This is a genomic window from Altererythrobacter epoxidivorans (assembly GCF_001281485.1).
Lineage (GTDB): Bacteria > Pseudomonadota > Alphaproteobacteria > Sphingomonadales > Sphingomonadaceae > Erythrobacter > Erythrobacter epoxidivorans.
This window is the reverse complement of record NZ_CP012669.1, coordinates 2,268,154-2,283,938: the sequence shown is the minus strand read 5'-3', so window position 1 is coordinate 2,283,938 and position 15,785 is coordinate 2,268,154. Positions and strand designations below refer to the sequence as shown.

Sequence of the window (15,785 nt, the reverse complement as noted above, 5' to 3'; positions counted from 1 at the left end):
GAGATTTCATCTGCAACCAGTTTGCGCATCGTCGCGGCCTTGCTATGCGCGGCAGCAAGGAGAGTTTACATAATGCGTGCCACCCCCGATTTCGATTTCCAGCTTGGCGAAAGCGCCGAAATGATCCGCGAGAGCGTCTCGCGTTTTGCCGACGAACAGATCGCACCACTGGCAGAACGGGTCGACCGCGAGGACTGGTTTCCCAAGGCAGAGCTGTGGCCGGCGATGGGCGAACTCGGCCTGCATGGCATCACCGTTCCCGAAGCGGACGGCGGGCTGGGCCTCGGCTATCTCGAACACGTCGTCGCGGTGGAGGAAGTCAGCCGCGCGTCGGCCAGCATCGGCCTCAGCTACGGCGCCCATTCCAACCTCTGCGTCAACCAGATCGCGCGCTGGGGGAATGAAGAGCAGAAGGCGAAATACCTGCCCAAGCTGATCAGCGGCGAACACGTCGGCAGCCTTGCCATGAGCGAGGCGGGCGCCGGGTCGGACGTCGTTTCAATGAAGGCGAGGGCGGAGAGGGTCGACGGCGGATACGTCCTCAACGGCACCAAGTTCTGGATCACCAACGCGCCCTATGCCGATACCCTGGTGGTCTATGCCAAGACTTCTCCCGATGCGGCCAGCCGCGGCATCACCACTTTCCTGATCGAGAAGGATTTCGAAGGTTTTTCGATTGGCCAGAAGATCGAAAAAGTAGGCATGCGTGGCTCGCCCACGGCAGAGCTGGTGTTCGACGACTGCTTCGTGCCTGAAGAGAACGTGATGGGCCCCGAAAACGGCGGCGTTGGCGTATTGATGAGCGGGCTGGATTACGAGCGCGTGGTGCTCGCCGGATTGCAGCTCGGCGTGATGCAGGCCTGCCTCGACACGGTCATTCCCTACCTTCGCGAGCGCACCCAGTTCGGCAAGCCGATCGGCAGCTTCCAGCTTATGCAGGCCAAGGTTGCCGACATGTATGTCGCGCTCCAATCGGCGCGCGCCTATACCTATGCCGTCGCCAAGAACTGCGATGCGGGAAATACCACCCGCTTCGATGCGGCAGGCGCGATCCTGCTGGCATCGGAAAACGCCTTCCGCGTGGCTGCTGAGAGCGTGCAGGCACTGGGCGGCGCAGGCTATACACTAGACTGGCCGGTCGAACGCTACATGCGCGATGCCAAGCTGCTCGATATCGGCGCGGGCACCAACGAAATCCGCCGCATGCTGATCGGCCGCGAACTGATCGGGGCTGCGGGATAAAATCATTGGGAGGACAGGCGATGAGTTCGAAACTGATTGGGGCGCTATTCGCTTTGCTCCTGACGCTGCCGGGGGTCGCCCACGCTCGCGTCGAAACGATCAAAGTTCATTCGCCGTCGATCGAGGGCAACCTCGAAGGCAATGACGCGACCCGCAAGGTCCATGTGATCTTGCCCCCGGGTTATGACTACGAGTTTGAGCGGCGTTACCCCGTCGTCTATTTCCTCCATGGCTTCACCTCCACCGCTGACCGCACTCTGGAGGGAATCGATCCCGACGCCGCCCTGGCCGCGTTCGAAGGGCAGGAGATGATCCTCGTCCTGCCGGACAGCTATACCAAGCGCGGCGGCAGCTTCTATGCCTCCGGATCGACGGTAGGCGACTTCGAAAGCTTCATCGCCAAGGATCTGGTAGCGGCTATCGATCTGCAGTTCCGGACGATCGCCGACCGCGAAAGTCGCGGCTTGGCGGGGCATTCGATGGGCGGTTACGGGACCTTGCGGATCGGAATGAAATATCCGGAAGTGTTCTCTTCCATCTACCCGATGGCACCGTGCTGCACGCAGCCGCGACCATCGCGTCCGGGCGATGCCAAGTACGAGACGATGGACCCCGATACGCTCACTGCCGAACAGTTCTGGGATTATGGCTATTTCGCCTGGTCGGCGGCGTTTTCGCCCAATCCGCAAAATCCGCCATACTTCCTCGATCTCGGAACGAAGGACGGCAAACCCGACGCGATGACCGTCGCGCGTTGGGCACTCAATTCGCCTGCTGCGATGATCTCGCAGTACCAGGGGAACCTCAAGAAGCTGGAAGCCATCGCGCTGGACGTCGGCGAGCAGGACTTCCTGCTCGAAGAGGTCAAGGCGATGCACGCGCAGCTCGACAACTTCGGCGTAGAGCATGAATTCATGCTGTTCGAAGGCGACCATACCAACAGGGTGAGTGAGCGCTTTCGCAGCCAGCTTCTGCCCTTCTTTGCCAAGCATCTGGACCCAGAGGCCGAATGACCGCACCTACCCTTACATCCACGCTCGACCGCGAGGCGCCTGACGCCAAGGCTCGTTTCGAGCATAATAGGTCGCTCGCTGCCGACCTGCGCTCCACCGTCGCTGCCGCCGCGCTGGGCGGCTCGGAAGGCAGCCGAGAGCGGCATGTGTCGCGCGGCAAGCTCTTGCCGCGCGAGCGGGTGGAGCGTCTGCTCGATCCGGGCAGTCCTTTCCTCGAGATTGGCCAGCTCGCCGCGAATGGCATGTATGAGGATGCGATCAACGGAGCGGGGCTGATCGCGGGCATCGGCCGCGTTTCAGGCCGGCAGGTGATGATCGTGTGCAACGATGCCACCGTGAAGGGCGGCACCTATTACCCGATGACGGTCAAGAAGCACCTTCGTGCGCAGGAGATCGCGCAGGAGAACCGCCTGCCGTGCATCTACCTCGTCGACAGCGGCGGCGCGAACCTGCCGCACCAGGCCGAGGTCTTCCCCGACCGCGACCACTTCGGGCGCATCTTCTTCAACCAGGCGAATATGTCGGCGATGGGCATCCCGCAGATCGCATGCGTCATGGGCAGCTGCACCGCGGGCGGGGCCTATGTCCCGGCCATGTCCGACGAGACAGTGATCGTGCGCAACCAGGGTACGATTTTCCTTGCCGGACCGCCGCTGGTGAAGGCCGCAACGGGCGAGGAAATCAGCGCCGAGGATTTGGGCGGTGGTGACCTCCACGCGAAGAAATCGGGCGTGGTCGATCACCTTGCCGAAAACGACGAGCACGCGCTCACCATCGTGCGCGATATTGTCAGCCACCTCGGTGACAATTACGCGGCGGCCAAGGCGGTCGAGCTGAAGGAGCCACGCGCGCCGAAGTTCGACGCGGAAGACCTCTACGCGATCGTGCCCGACGATGTCCGCGCGCCATATGACGTGCACGAAATCATCGCACGGCTGGTCGATGGCAGCGAGTTTCACGAGTTCAAGCAGCACTACGGCAGCACGCTCGTCTGCGGTTTCGCCCACATCTGGGGCATGCCGGTGGCGATCCTTGCCAACAATGGCGTCCTATTCTCGGAAAGTGCGCAAAAGGGCGCGCATTTTATCGAGCTCGCCTGCCAGCGGCGCATCCCGCTCCTGTTCCTCCAGAACATCTCGGGCTTCATGGTCGGCGGCAAATACGAGGCCGAGGGCATCGCCAAGCATGGCGCGAAGCTGGTTACGGCCGTCGCCACGGCGACCGTGCCCAAGGTCACCGTCGTCATCGGTGGCAGCTTCGGGGCGGGAAATTACGGCATGTGCGGCCGCGCCTATAGTCCGCGCTTCCTGTTCACCTGGCCCAATGCGCGCATCTCGGTGATGGGCGGCGAACAGGCTGCATCGGTCCTCGCCACCGTCCACCGCGACGCTGACAGCTGGACGCCGGAACAGGCTGAGGCGTTCAAGGCCCCGATCCGCCAGAAATACGAGGACGAGGGCAATCCCTATTACGCCACCGCGCGCCTGTGGGATGACGGCGTGATCGACCCCGTCCAGACCCGCGACGTCCTGGGCCTCGCCTTTGCCGCGACGCTCGAGGCACCGATCCCGGAGAAGCCGCAGTTCGGCGTCTTCAGGATGTAATTGGATGGAAGAGCCGGACGAAAACCCGCAGGTCGGAATGCCGCGCTGGCTGATCTACGGCTTCATCGGCAAGCTGGTGGTCGTGGCGCTCATTACCGCCGGGATCGTGTGGTACGCGACCTCGCGGTAAAACCCTCTCGCTTTCCCTACCGTAACTGCTAGGTCTGGGGCAGGAGAGAGCATGTCGTCACAAGGACCCCGAAAGAGGTCGATCCTGTCGCGCATCGTGCGGCGGATCATCATCTGGATCTATCATTTCAAGGGGTGGACGCTCGACGGTCACCTGCCGCGCGATATCCGCAAGTTCGTGATCGCGGGCGCGCCGCATACGTCCAATTGGGACTTCGTGTTCTTCACTGGTGCGACCCACGAAGAAGGCGTGCAGCCGAACTTCATGGGCAAGCACACGCTGTTCACCGGAATGATGCGTAATTTCATGTTCGACATGGGCGGCATACCCATCGACCGGACGAAGCGCGCCAATGCGACCCAGCAGGTGGCAGAGGAATTCGCCCGGCGGGACGAGCTTGCGCTGGTGATCGCGGCGGAAGGCACGCGCAGCACGGATGGCAGCTGGAAATCTGGCTTCTACCATATCGCGCAGGCGGCAGGCGTGCCGATCGTGCCCGCCTATGCCGACAATTCCCGCCATATCGTCGGGTTCGGGCCGCCGATCTGGCCGAGCGGCAATTACGGCGAAGACCTGCTCAAGCTCGCCGACTGGTTTCGTTCGAAAATGCCCGATTATCCGCGTTTCGATGTCCTTGAAGCGCAGGCGAGGCGGTTGATTTCAGAGGGTCGCGAAGCTGGAGAAAAAACATGACCGATGGGCTGTTGATGAATGCCGCGATCCTGCTGGTGCTGATACTGATCCAGTGGGTCATATCCGTCAGGATCAACGACGTTTCCTTCGTCGATGCTTTCTGGGGGGCGGGCATGGGCCTGCTCGCCATCGCAAGCTGGCTGCATGTGCCCGGCGGCAATCCCGGGGACCTCGCAACCCTCATCATGGTCATGGCAGCGGCTTGGGGCTTCCGCCTCGGCATCTACCTGCTGCGCCGCTGGAGCCACGAGGGCGAGGACAAGCGATATAACCGCATCCTGCGCAAGGACCGGGAGAAGGGCAATTTTGCCATCGCTGCGCTGGTGAAGGTGTGGTTGATGCAGGCGGTATTACTGTTCATGGTCAGCAGCCCGGCACAGGTCGGTATTCTCGCATCGCCCGAGCCTGCGCCGATCACCCCGCTCGCGGTCGTCGGCCTTGCGCTCTATCTCGTCGGCATATTCTTCGAATGGGTCGGCGACTGGCAGCTGTCGCGGTTCAAGGCGAACTCGGCGAACGAGGGCAAGGTGCTCGACACCGGATTGTGGCGCTATACCCGCCACCCCAACTATTTCGGCGACTTCTGTGCCTGGTGGGGAATCTGGCTCTGCTGCGCCGCAGCCGGTTGGGAATATGCGCTCTACACCGTGATCGGCCCGGTCTTCCTCAGCTTCACCCTCACCAAATGGTCGGGCGTGGCGCTGCTGGAAAAGGGCATGGATAAATCGAAGGGCGACAAATACGCCGATTACAAGCGGCGCACCTCTGCCTTTATTCCCATGCCGCCGCGCAAATAACCGGTCAGGCGCATAAAAGGGGTTTAACCTGCGCTCGCCGCGCCTAAATGGGCAGGGACGGAAGGATCGATCCCGGGAGCGTCAGCCCAGTGAGCGAAGACGAGATTACAGAAGAACGCCAGAGGCTTGCGCGCACTGCGATGGACCTCATGGAGCGTCGCGGAGAGGAAATCTCGCGCGCGCAGCTCGCCACCGAACTGGGCATCGCCAGGACTCGGGTCGAACAGATTTTCCCCGACATGGACGATCTGCGCGATGCCGTAACGGCCGAATGGTTCGCGCCCAAGCTTATCCTGATGGACGAAGTGATGGCGAGCGATCTGCCGCCGCGCCGCAAGATGTACGAATTTTTCGCCCGTCGCTTCGTGCTGATGCAGGACGAATTCCGGGCGGATCCGGCGACTTTCCGCCTCTACGTCGAAATGGGCGAGGATTATCTCGAACACTCGCAAAGCTATGTCGATCTCGCCGACCATTACCTGTGCGAACTGATCGCAGAGGCCCAGGCTGACGGATATTTCCCGGATCTCGAGATCAACGATGCGCTGTCGCTGATCAACCAGGCGGTCGCCTGCTACCTGATCCCCTATCTCATCGCGACGCTCGGCGATCGCCTGACAGAGGACAAGCTGGGCAGCATCGTCGATACCCTGTTTGCCGGATTGAGCGGCAAGGATGGCGGCGCGCGGGGAATCGACCGGCTGAAACTGGCCGGCAATTAAGCCTAGTTTTTCGTCAGGTTCACCACGCGCCCTTCAGCCGGCAGCGCGATTACATCCGCCTGTTCCAGCCATGCTTCGAACGCATCGAGGTCGACCGGTCCGACGGTCGCATCCGCTCCGTCCTTGAACACGGTGAAGCTGTCGCCGCCAGCCGCGAGGAAGCTGTTCATGGTCACGCGATAGGTCTTGGCGGGATCGATCGGTTTCCCATCCAGAGTGACCGAGACGACACGGCTTCCGACCGGGCGGTCGAGGTCATACGTCAGGCGGAAACCTTGTGACGGGCTGAAAGTCTGGATGAAGCCGTCGTCGTCGAACTGCTGCTCGAACAATGCCAGCAACTGCTCGCCCGTATAGGTCATCGTGACCAGCGTATTGCCGAAGGGCTGGACGGTATAGATGTCAGAGAAAGTCACGGTCCCGTCGCCCCGCGGAGTGAGCGCAGCGCGAATGCCCGAATTGTTCATCAGGGCAAGTTGGGCACCGGCTTCACGAGTGGCGAAGAGCTGCGCATCGGCAATTGCGTTGCCGAGCGGCGTTTCTTCGGATGCAGTCTTGCGGTAGCGGCCGTCGCCGGTGACCTTCCCGACGACGCGGCCGGCGGCAGTGTTCGAGGCATCGACGTATTTCGCGACATAGGCCGCTGCATCGCGGTCGAGCGAATTGACGGTCGAACCATCGGCGCGGACGACGACGTTGCGCGCGCTCTTCGCGGTCACATCGTTGGCGACGGGATCGATCGTAAGTGCGACATCGGTGACGAAGGCACCGCCGTATCCGGCGCTCGTCACGACGAAGGGCCGCGTGGCATCGATCTCGCCGTATTCGCAGACGTAGAACTGGTGGGTGTGGCCTGACAGGACGACGTCGATACGCGGGTCGAGCCGCGCAAGGATATCGAGCAGGCTGCCATTGATGCCGTCGCAGCCGGGCGCGTCATAGGGCAGGTTGCTGTAAAGGCCCTGGTGGATGGCGACGACAAAGGCATCGACGCCTTTCCCGGCCAGCTTGGTCACCTCTGCATTGATCGCATCGGCCTCGTCCATGAAACGAAGGCCTTCGACCCCACTGGGGGTGACGAGGTTGGGCGTGTCTTCAAGCGTCAGCCCGATGATGCCGACGGACACGGCATTTTCGCCTTCGCCGAAGGTTTCGATCGCCGAACCGGGGAACAGCGGCGCTCCATCCTTCTCGAATACCGTGCTGGCGGAAAGGATCTGGTAGCTCGCACCGGCAAAAGGTTCGACCTGGCACGGTTCGCGATTGGCAAGCTTCTCGCACCCGCCATCCTGCATGCGCTTCAGCTCGCGCCAGCCGCGGTCGAATTCATGATTGCCGACCGCGCTGTAGTCGAGACCCATGGCGCTGAGCCCGGTGACCGTCGGTTCGTCGAGGAACAGCGACGACACCAGCGGGCTGGCGCTGATCATGTCACCCGCCGCGATGACGATGCTGTTTTCGCTCTGCTGGCGCAGCGATTTGACGACCGCGGAATAGGCGGCAAGTCCGCCGACCTGGACTTCTTCCACGCTGCCATCGCCATGCGCGAGTTTAAGCGCGCGGCGCTGCGGCTCGAGGTTGCCATGGAAATCGTTGAGACCGATCAGCCTTACTTCGACCGGTTCGGGGGCGGGCGCCGGAACCGTCGTGCAAGCGGTCAGGAACAGGGCCGACAGGATGGCCGGGGCGAGTTTTTTGATCGGGCGACTCATGGCAGCGACATGGCGTGCGAATGCGTCAAACTCAAGATGGCGAGATTAAACGCGCCCTAAAGGCACGCCCAGGCTAGCCAGGCTGCCGCGCCGATCGTCGGCAGGCTGAGGAGGCGAAAGGCGATTGCCGGAATGCGTTCGGCCCACCACACGGCATAGGCATTGTGCCATTTTCGCGGTGCCAGCAAGATCAGGATTGAGCTGGCGAGGATGAACCAGCCGCCGATCTCGAACAGCAGCGGCGCTTTCGATTGGGCGGCCCTGAGGATGAGAGCGATCCCGACGATGGCTCGCGGGATATGCTCGCCGAACTGTATGGCGGGCGTGCTTCCCATTGCAGCGAGAGAGCGCCGCGCCGTTTCCGGCGAAGCCGTCATGACGAGCGCGGCAAAGACCAGCCACCCGGCCGCGATCAGGATCGCGCCCTGGGCAGCCAGCTGGATCACACGTCGAGATTCGCGACGTTCAACGCGTTGTCCTGAATGAATTCGCGGCGCGGTTCGACCACGTCGCCCATCAGGCGGGTGAAGATCTCGTCGGTCACGTCGGCGTCTTCGACCTTCACCTGCAGCAATGCGCGATTTTCTGGGTCGAGCGTGGTCTCCCACAGCTGTTCCGCATTCATTTCGCCCAGGCCCTTGTAGCGCTGGATCGAAAGGCCCTTGCGGCCGGCTGTCATGATCGCATCGAGCAGTTCGGTAGGCCGCGAGATCGCCTCGCCCGTGGCTGCGATCGGTGCGTCGTCCTCTTCCGTATCGTCGGACGGGACGGCGTCGGCATCGGCTGCGCTCGATTTCACCAGCTGGGCAGGCTTCGCATAGGCTTCGGCCTGCTGACCGGCGAGACCGTGCAGCTTGTGCGCTTCGGTGCTCGAAAGGAAACGTCCTTCGATGTCGTGGACGTCGGTCACGCCGCGCCACAACCGTTCAAAGCGGACGGTACCATCCTCGCGGATCGAAGCTGTCCATTTCGCTTCGTCATCAGCCTGCTCCATGCGCTGTGCGGCAAGCTGCAGCGCCTGTTCGCGGGTCGCACTGTCGAGCGAGGGATCGAGCGCACCCGACAGCGCCATCTGTTCGATGATCGCACTGTCGTAGCGGCGCGGCACGAAGCCGAGCAGGCTGCGCAGCCGCAGGGCATGTTCGACGAGCACGCGCAGGTCTTCGCCCGAGCGGGCGCCGCCATCGGTTTCGAGGATGCGGCCCTGCAAGCCGGCATCGACGAGGTAACGGTCGAGCGCCGCCTGGTCCTTCAGATAGACCTCGCTGCGGCCCTTAGCGACCTTGTAGAGCGGCGGCTGCGCGATGAAGAGGTGCCCAGCCTTCACGATGTCAGGCATCTGGCGATGGAAGAATGTGAGCAGCAGCGTGCGGATATGCGCACCGTCGACGTCGGCGTCGGTCATGATCACGATCTTGTGATAGCGCAGCTTGTCGAGGTTGAATTCGTCGCGAATGCCGGTGCCCATCGCCTGGATCAGCGTGCCGACTTCCTTCGACGAAATGATCCGGTCGAAGCGGGCGCGCTCGACATTGAGGATCTTGCCCTTCAGCGGCAGGATCGCCTGAGTCTTGCGGTCGCGGCCCTGCTTGGCCGAACCGCCTGCGGAATCACCCTCGACCAGAAACAGTTCAGACTTGGACGCATCGCGCTCCTGGCAGTCGGCAAGCTTGCCCGGCAGGCTGGCGACGCTCATCGCGCCCTTGCGGCTCATTTCACGAGCCCGGCGGGCAGCTTCGCGTGCAGCGGCAGCGTCGATGATCTTCTGGACGATCGCCTTGGCGTCGTTGGGATTCTCTTCCAGCCACTCGGTCATCTTTTCGCCCATCAGGCTTTCCAGCGGCTGGCGGACTTCGGAGGAGACCAGCTTGTCCTTGGTCTGGCTGGAGAACTTCGGATCGGGCAACTTGACCGACACGATGGCGGTCAGGCCTTCGCGCATGTCTTCGCCCGAAAGCGAAACCTTTTCCTTCTTCAGCAGGCCAGAACTCGCCGCGTAATTGTTGAGCGTGCGGGTCAGCGCCGCGCGGAAGGCCGCAAGGTGCGTGCCGCCATCGCGCTGCGGGATGTTGTTGGTGAAGGTGAGGACGTTTTCGTAATAGCTGTCGTTCCACTGCAGGGCGACGTCGATCCCGATGCCTTCCTTCTCCGCCGACACCGCGATCGGTTCGCCGATCAGCGGCTGCTTGTTGCGGTCGAGATATTTGACGAACGCCCCAATGCCGCCTTCGTAGAACAGGTCGTGTTCCAGCGGTTCTTCGTGGCGCAGGTCGCGCAGCAGAATCCGGACCCCCGAATTGAGGAAGGCCAGCTCGCGATAGCGATGCTCCAGCTTGTCGAAATCGAATTCGGTGACATTCTTGAACGTGTCGTGCGACGCCTTGAAGGTGACGCGCGTCCCCTTCTTCAATCCGTTTTCGTCGCCATTGCTGGCAACCGCCGGTGCATCGCCGCGCACCTCGAGGCTGTTCACGGCATCGCCGTGTTCGAAGCGCATCCAGTGTTCCTTGCCATCGCGCCAGATCACCAGTTCGAGCCATTCCGACAGCGCATTCACGACCGAAACGCCCACACCGTGGAGGCCGCCTGAAACCTTGTAGGCATTGTCGTCGCTGGTGTTTTCGAACTTACCGCCCGCGTGCAGCTGGGTCATGATGACCTCTGCCGCCGACACGCCTTCTTCCTTGTGCATGTCGACCGGGATGCCGCGACCGTTATCCTCCACGGAAACCGATCCGTCCGGATTGAGCTCGATCAGGACGAGGTCGCAGTGCCCCGCCAATGCCTCGTCGATGGCATTGTCCGAAACTTCGAACACCATGTGGTGCAGGCCCGACCCGTCGTCGGTATCGCCGATATACATGCCGGGGCGCTTGCGCACGGCGTCCAGGCCCTTGAGAACCTTGATGGAATCGGCGCCATATTCGCCGCCCTGACGGCGCGGCTCGGGTGAATTTTCAGCTGTAGTAGGGGTGTTTTCTGACATGCCCATCATATAGGCGCGAGAGGGGCGAATCCCAAGCTTTTCGGCCCATCAGGCCATGCTTTTCCACGGCCAAAATCGTCTCGCCTGCAACCACTTGGCGGCCCTGCGCGTTTGGGCGGCATGACTATGACCCTGATCGTCGTTGCGGTGGTGTCGGGCGCCCTGTTGGTGGGCGCCGCCTGGGGCATCTACGGCACGCTGTCGAAACGCACCGAGGGCTTCCTGATCGCGCTTGCCGGCGGGGCCTTGCTGCTATCGGTGGTCAGCGAACTTATCGAACCCTCGATCGAAAAGAGCAGCGTGTTCCACGCCATGCTGGGCGTTGCCGCCGGTGCAATTGTCTTTGCCGTGGTCGATTACCTGATCGACGAGAAATGGGGCGGGGAATCGGGTGGCGGGCTGCTCGCTGCCATCACGCTCGACGGTATTCCGGAAAACCTTGCGCTGGGCGTGGCGCTGATCGGGGCGGGGCCATTGGAAGTGGCGGCACTCGCAGGCTCGATCCTGCTGTCGAACCTGCCCGAGGCAGCTGGCGGCGCAAGGGCAATGTCCGGCGACGGGCATTCGAAGGGCAAGGTCATGCTGATGTGGGCGGCAACTGCCGCACTGCTCTCGGCAGCAGCGATCATCGGCAATATCGCGCTTGCCGGTGTCGGCGAGGAATGGCTGGCGATCATCCGCTGCTTCGCTGCCGGCGCAGTGGTGGCGAGCCTTGCCACCGAAGTCTTCCCGCAAGCCTATAAGGAAGATCGGCACTGGGCCGGGATCGCCACCGCGCTTGGCGTGATCCTCGCTTTCGTCCTTGGCGATCTCGGCGCGGTCTAGTCCTCTGCTGTTTCAGGTGGAACGACAGGTTCGGGATAGCCGTGCTTCAGGTGGATCTCACCCTGCCAGATCGACTGGTCGAACAGGGGGATGAGGCCTTTGCGCGTTTCCTCGTCGAATTGCGTTCGATGGCAGTCGAGGGCCTTGGCGGCTGCCGACAGGTCTTCTGCTGTATAATCGACATGGGTCGACACAAGGTCGGGCGCAGTCGTCTCCCAGCGCTGCAGTTCGGGAACGGGCGGTAACGTGCCGTTGCGGATCGCGGGATAGAACAGCGATGGCCGGCCTTCCTGCATCATCTGGACATGCTGCGTCACCAATGCGCTGACCATGCGGTGATCGGGATGGCCATAGCCGCCATCAGGCCCCCACGTCAGGATCACATCGGGGGTGTGGTCTGCGACGAGGGCGCGAATTTTCACGAGCAGTTTGCTGGCGGCACTATCGGGGAAATGGGCGTCGCTTGCCAAGGTCCCGTCACCCAGGCGCAGGAAGACAGGTTCGCCCGCACCGAGCGCAGTGGCGGTGCAGCGCGCTTCGCCTTCCCTCACCTTTGCCAGTGCATCGCCCTTTTCCATTCCGCTGACGCCGGGGCCCTGGTCGCCACTGGTGGCATAGACGATCGTAACCTGCCCTCCGCCACGGGTGATGCGGGCGAGCAGGGGACCGATGGTCACCTCGTCATCGGGGTGGGCGAAGATAACCAGCGCATTGGGTTCAGCCGGAGCCGGGGCCGGATCGGGCCCTTCCTGCAATGCGGCTGCAGGGGCCGAGAGACAGAAAATTGCCGTGCCTACCGCTAAAAGTGCCCGTTTCATTCGCATTCCCCTTGGCTTTGGCTCGCGACCCTGCATAGTCGCCGCGCAAACGTAAAGAGCGGGAGAGTTCATTGTCGATGCTGGATAAACTTCAGGAAGGGTATGGCTCCTTCCCGGCGATCATTTCCGAATGGGGCGCCTTGCAACCGGACAAGATCGCACTGCGCGATGAAAACGGCGAATTGACCTGGGGCGAGATGACCGACCGGATAGAGCGGCTGGCCGCGCGCCTGGTCGAGACGGGCCTCCAGCATGGCCAGTCGGTCGCGATCCTCGGCACCAGCTCGATCAATTATGCATTGGTCTTCCTCGCCGCAGTGAGGGCAGGGGGTGTCGCAGCACCGCTGACGACCAGCGCGAGCCGCGAACAGCTCGAAGGCATGGCGGGTGACAGCGGGGCGAAGCATCTCTTCATCGATGCAGGCAAGCGCGCCGAGCTGGGCGATGACTTCATGCCCGGCCTCGACCATGTCGCGCTGGAAGATATCGACAGCTGGATGGCTGCAGAAGGGACGAAAGCCCCGCCGTTCGAACCGGCCAAGAGCGATCACTTCAACATCATCTATTCGTCGGGCACCACGGGTGTCCCGAAAGGCATCGTCCATTCGCACCAGATGCGCTGGCGCCAGTTCGCGACGACCGCAGCAAGCTACGTAGGGGCGGAACTGGAGGTGCGCTCGCTTGCTTCCACGCCGCTCTATTCGAACACGACGATGGTTGCTTTCCTGCCGCCGTTGCTGGCTGGTGGAACAGTGCGTGTGATGGGCAAGTTCGATTGCGGTCGCTGGCTCGAATTCGCGCAGTCGGACCGTACGGTCACGACCATGCTGGTGCCGGTGCAATACCAGCGCCTGATGGATTATCCCGATTTCGACAAATACGACCTGTCGTCGATCGCGCTCAAATATTGCACCAGCGCGCCGTTTCCTGCCGAACTGAAGCGGGAAGTGCTCGACCGGATGCCGGGCGGGCTGACCGAAATCTATTCGATGACCGAAGGCGGCGTCGTCTGCCTGCTGTCCTGCCACGAATTTCCTGACAAGCTGCACACGGTCGGGCGACCTGCTCCGGGTAGCGAGCTCAAAGTGCTCGACGACGAAGATCGCCCCGTGGCGCCGGGTACGCCGGGCAATCTGATCGGTCGTTCGCAAACCATGATGGCCGGTTACAAGAACCAGCCCGACAAGACGCGTGAAGGCTATTGGACCGATCCTGAAACCGGCGATGTCTGGCAGCGCATGGGCGATATCGGCCGCGTCGATGAAGACGGCTTCGTCGAACTGGTAGGCCGCGCCAAGGACATGATCATTTCGGGCGGGTTCAATATCTATCCGGTCGATCTCGAGAACGAATTGCTCAAGGAAGAGGGCGTGGCAGAGGCTGCCGTGATCGGCATGCCATCGCGCAAATGGGGCGAAACTCCGGTCGGTTTCGTCCGGCTTGAAGGGGATGGGCACGATCCTGCCGCCATCATGGAGGCGGTCAATTCCCGGCTCGGCAAGACACAGCGCTTGGCAATGCTCCACGCCATCGACGAAATGCCGCGCAGCCATATCGGCAAGCTGCTGAAGTCGGATCTGCGCGAAATGGCGGCGGAACTGGGCGAGGTCGCCTGACGCTTTCGCCTTGGCCGCGCAATCGAGACGCAGCCGCCAGACGTTATTGGGGGGAGGACTGTGTGGCGGCCGCGTCTCTTTCGCTGCCTAGCGTCTCGCCGCAAAGGGATGGACCGGGTGGCGGAACGCCCGGTTCCGCTTCCGCATCCAGATCGCACCGAGCGATCACGGCAAGTGATTAGGCGGGTCTGGGCTGCTGAGAAAAGGGAGAGGGACGCAGCGCCGGACCCGGGATGCCGCAGCAGGGGTGGGAGAGGATACCCCGTACTGCGGCGTTGCATGCGTAATAATGTTTCACGCGATTGAACACAAATGCGATTCTGGTCAAAGATGTTGCGTTTTACGCAACTGGCTCAGGCGTTGGCGGTTTCGGCTGGCGGCAAACGCAAGCGAGCATAGAGGAAGAGAGCCAGCGTCATCAGGGCCAGCCCTGCCGATAGCAGCAACGGCATGCCCGGGAAGATGACCGGCGCATCGCTCGCGACGAAATGCGCAAAAACAATGGTGTAGAGCGGCGGGCCGACGATCGCGGAAATGCTTCCGACCGCCTGGGTTGCGCCTTGCAGTTCGCCCTGGCTGCGCGCGTCCACCGCCCTGCTGTTGAGAGAATTGATGGATGGCATCACGAGGCCCTGGAGGCCGCCGACCAGCAGCGTCACATAGATGATCCAGTCGGTCCGCACGAAAGCATAGATCACGCTGACGCTGCAGACCGTGCCGATGCCCAGTACCACGGCCTTCGTCTCGCCAAGCCGCGGCAGGATCAGCCTGATGCCGAATCCCTGCACCAGCGCGCTGCCGATCCCCACGACCATCAGCGACAGGCCGATCTGCCATTCGCTCCACCCATAGGCTGCGATCGCGAAATAGGTCCAGACGGCGGGATAGACGAGATGCGATAGCTGCCACATCGCCAGCGCTGCGACGAACCACAGGACAGTGCGGTTCTGCTTCGCCAGTTCCTTGAGCGAGGAGAACGCGTTGGCGCTTGCCAGCCGGAACGGGCGCCGGTTCTCCGGATCGAGACTCTCCTTCAGGAAGAAGAAGCCGAATGCGAAATTGGCGAGCGCGCAGGCGGCTGCCGCAAAGAAGGGGACGCGCGGGCCAATCTCTCCCAAGAAACCGCCGATTGCCGGGCCGAGGATGAAGCCGAACCCGAAGGCCATGCCCATCAGGCCAAAGCTCTGCGCGCGCTTTTCGGGCGGGGTAATGTCGGCGAGATAGGCATAGGCGGCGGAGAAACTTGCCCCGGTGATCCCGGCCACGAAGCGGCCGGCGACCAGCCACCACAGGCTGGGCGCGAAACCCATCAGCAAATAGTCGACGCCGAATGCGAGGACCGATGCGAGGAGCACGGGGCGCCTGCCGAAGCGGTCCGACAGATTGCCGAGGATGGGCGCGAAGACGAACTGCATCGCGGCATAGCCTGCGCCCAGCCAGCCCGCCCACAGCGCGGCATCGTCGATCGTCAGCTGGCCCAGTTCCATGATGAGCTGGGGCAGCACCGGCATGATGATGCCGAAACCGATCATGTCGAGCAGGACGAGCGTGAAGACGAAGGCGACCGAGGTCGTGCGTTGCACTTTCGCGTTCCCTTCCCGATCTGACGCTCGATTGGTGTGGTATC

14 protein-coding genes are annotated in these 15,785 nt (G+C 62.4%); 9 read left to right on the top strand and 5 right to left on the bottom strand.

Annotated features, from left to right (window positions below):
* The first annotated feature begins 72 nt into the window (after positions 1-72).
* From AMC99_RS11305 to AMC99_RS11280, 7 genes are all read left to right on the top strand, one after another.
* Complete coding sequence (locus AMC99_RS11305; protein WP_061926619.1) at positions 73-1,242, top strand: isovaleryl-CoA dehydrogenase; 1,170 nt, start codon at positions 73-75, stop codon at positions 1,240-1,242.
* A 20-nt stretch (positions 1,243-1,262) separates the two neighbouring features.
* A complete protein-coding gene (locus AMC99_RS11300; RefSeq protein WP_061926617.1) occupies positions 1,263-2,255 on the top strand; it encodes an alpha/beta hydrolase in 993 nt (330 codons plus the stop codon).
* A complete protein-coding gene (locus AMC99_RS11295; RefSeq protein ID WP_061926615.1) occupies positions 2,252-3,859 on the top strand; it encodes a carboxyl transferase domain-containing protein in 1,608 nt (535 codons plus the stop codon). Before AMC99_RS11300 ends, AMC99_RS11295 begins: the two co-directional genes overlap by 4 nt.
* A gap of 4 nt (positions 3,860-3,863) precedes the next feature.
* Positions 3,864-3,989 carry a hypothetical protein gene (locus AMC99_RS14275; RefSeq protein ID WP_257719952.1) on the top strand — a complete coding sequence of 42 codons (126 nt, stop codon included), beginning with the start codon at positions 3,864-3,866 and terminating at the stop codon, positions 3,987-3,989.
* A gap of 51 nt (positions 3,990-4,040) precedes the next feature.
* Positions 4,041-4,682 carry a lysophospholipid acyltransferase family protein gene (locus tag AMC99_RS11290; protein ID WP_061926613.1) on the top strand — a complete coding sequence of 214 codons (642 nt, stop codon included), beginning with the start codon at positions 4,041-4,043 and terminating at the stop codon, positions 4,680-4,682.
* The gene (locus AMC99_RS11285) at positions 4,679-5,479 is read left to right on the top strand and encodes a DUF1295 domain-containing protein (RefSeq protein WP_061926611.1); all 801 of its coding nucleotides are present in this window, start codon (positions 4,679-4,681) and stop codon (positions 5,477-5,479) included. The genes AMC99_RS11290 and AMC99_RS11285 overlap by 4 nt, the downstream gene beginning before the upstream one ends.
* Positions 5,480-5,568: 89 nt before the next feature.
* Positions 5,569-6,201 carry a hypothetical protein gene (locus AMC99_RS11280; RefSeq protein ID WP_232301404.1) on the top strand — a complete coding sequence of 211 codons (633 nt, stop codon included), beginning with the start codon at positions 5,569-5,571 and terminating at the stop codon, positions 6,199-6,201.
* A 2-nt stretch (positions 6,202-6,203) separates the two neighbouring features.
* On the opposite strand, the gene AMC99_RS11275 is transcribed toward AMC99_RS11280, so the two are convergent.
* From AMC99_RS11275 to gyrB, 3 genes are read right to left on the bottom strand one after another with little or no spacing between them, the layout of a single operon-like run.
* The gene (locus AMC99_RS11275) at positions 6,204-7,913 is read right to left on the bottom strand and encodes a bifunctional metallophosphatase/5'-nucleotidase (RefSeq protein WP_061926609.1); all 1,710 of its coding nucleotides are present in this window, start codon (positions 7,911-7,913) and stop codon (positions 6,204-6,206) included.
* A 56-nt stretch (positions 7,914-7,969) separates the two neighbouring features.
* On the bottom strand, positions 7,970-8,359 hold the full coding sequence (locus AMC99_RS11270; RefSeq protein ID WP_061926606.1) for a hypothetical protein: 390 nt from the start codon (positions 8,357-8,359) through the stop codon (positions 7,970-7,972).
* A complete protein-coding gene (gyrB, locus tag AMC99_RS11265; protein ID WP_083440234.1) occupies positions 8,356-10,899 on the bottom strand; it encodes a DNA topoisomerase (ATP-hydrolyzing) subunit B in 2,544 nt (847 codons plus the stop codon). Before gyrB ends, AMC99_RS11270 begins: the two co-directional genes overlap by 4 nt.
* A gap of 120 nt (positions 10,900-11,019) precedes the next feature.
* On the opposite strand from gyrB, the gene AMC99_RS11260 reads away from it, so the two are divergent.
* Positions 11,020-11,724: a ZIP family metal transporter gene (locus tag AMC99_RS11260; protein WP_061926604.1), complete on the top strand. Its 705-nt coding sequence runs from the start codon at positions 11,020-11,022 to the stop codon at positions 11,722-11,724.
* On the opposite strand, the gene AMC99_RS11255 is transcribed toward AMC99_RS11260, so the two are convergent.
* Positions 11,721-12,542, bottom strand: a complete 822-nt coding sequence (locus tag AMC99_RS11255) for a PIG-L family deacetylase (RefSeq protein WP_198143524.1) — start codon at positions 12,540-12,542, stop codon at positions 11,721-11,723. The two genes, AMC99_RS11260 and AMC99_RS11255, sit on opposite strands and share 4 nt — an antisense overlap.
* A gap of 77 nt (positions 12,543-12,619) precedes the next feature.
* On the opposite strand from AMC99_RS11255, the gene AMC99_RS11250 reads away from it, so the two are divergent.
* Complete coding sequence (locus AMC99_RS11250; RefSeq protein WP_061926600.1) at positions 12,620-14,158, top strand: class I adenylate-forming enzyme family protein; 1,539 nt, start codon at positions 12,620-12,622, stop codon at positions 14,156-14,158.
* 353 nt (positions 14,159-14,511) lie between these two features.
* Here AMC99_RS11250 and AMC99_RS11245 read toward each other — a convergent pair whose 3' ends face one another.
* The gene (locus AMC99_RS11245) at positions 14,512-15,741 is read right to left on the bottom strand and encodes a TCR/Tet family MFS transporter (protein ID WP_061926598.1); all 1,230 of its coding nucleotides are present in this window, start codon (positions 15,739-15,741) and stop codon (positions 14,512-14,514) included.
* Positions 15,742-15,785: the final 44 nt, after the last annotated feature.

Excerpts from the sequence above, each read along its gene's own strand:
- AMC99_RS11305 (WP_061926619.1), top strand. The coding sequence starts at position 73 with ATGCGTGCCACCCCCGATTTCGATTTCCAGCTTGGCGAAAGCGCCGAA.
- AMC99_RS11300 (WP_061926617.1), top strand. The coding sequence starts at position 1,263 with ATGAGTTCGAAACTGATTGGGGCGCTATTCGCTTTGCTCCTGACGCTG.
- AMC99_RS11295 (WP_061926615.1), top strand. The coding sequence starts at position 2,252 with ATGACCGCACCTACCCTTACATCCACGCTCGACCGCGAGGCGCCTGAC.
- AMC99_RS14275 (WP_257719952.1), top strand. The coding sequence starts at position 3,864 with ATGGAAGAGCCGGACGAAAACCCGCAGGTCGGAATGCCGCGCTGGCTG.
- AMC99_RS11290 (WP_061926613.1), top strand. The coding sequence starts at position 4,041 with ATGTCGTCACAAGGACCCCGAAAGAGGTCGATCCTGTCGCGCATCGTG.
- AMC99_RS11285 (WP_061926611.1), top strand. The coding sequence starts at position 4,679 with ATGACCGATGGGCTGTTGATGAATGCCGCGATCCTGCTGGTGCTGATA.
- AMC99_RS11275 (WP_061926609.1), bottom strand. The coding sequence starts at position 7,913 with ATGAGTCGCCCGATCAAAAAACTCGCCCCGGCCATCCTGTCGGCCCTG.
- gyrB (WP_083440234.1), bottom strand. The coding sequence starts at position 10,899 with ATGTCAGAAAACACCCCTACTACAGCTGAAAATTCACCCGAGCCGCGC.
- AMC99_RS11260 (WP_061926604.1), top strand. The coding sequence starts at position 11,020 with ATGACTATGACCCTGATCGTCGTTGCGGTGGTGTCGGGCGCCCTGTTG.
- AMC99_RS11255 (WP_198143524.1), bottom strand. The coding sequence starts at position 12,542 with ATGAAACGGGCACTTTTAGCGGTAGGCACGGCAATTTTCTGTCTCTCG.
- AMC99_RS11250 (WP_061926600.1), top strand. The coding sequence starts at position 12,620 with ATGCTGGATAAACTTCAGGAAGGGTATGGCTCCTTCCCGGCGATCATT.